The sequence below is a fragment of the Monashia sp. HAY1-2A genome (assembly GCF_056755315.1).
In genome coordinates this window covers 1-241 of sequence record NZ_JBNDHY010000713.1, presented here as the reverse complement: position 1 = coordinate 241, position 241 = coordinate 1, and the positions used below count along the sequence as shown (strand labels likewise).

The following is a 241-nucleotide window of genomic DNA, read 5'->3' as shown; positions in this document are numbered from 1 at the left end:
AGTCTGGGCCGTGTCTCAGTCCCAGTGTGGCCGGTCACCCTCTCAGGCCGGCTACCCGTCGTCGCCTTGGTAGGCCATTACCCCACCAACAAGCTGATAGGCCGCGAGTCCATCCAAAACCACAAAAGCTTTCCACCCCCCACCATGCGATGAGGAGTCATATCCGGTATTAGACCCAGTTTCCCAGGCTTATCCCAGAGTCAAGGGCAGGTTACTCACGTGTTACTCACCCGTTCGCCAC

General features: G+C 58.1%; 1 rRNA gene. It reads right to left on the bottom strand.

Going from position 1 to position 241, the window contains the following annotated elements:
- Positions 1-241 (bottom strand): 16S ribosomal RNA (locus tag ACPYOM_RS23645); the annotation flags it as partial.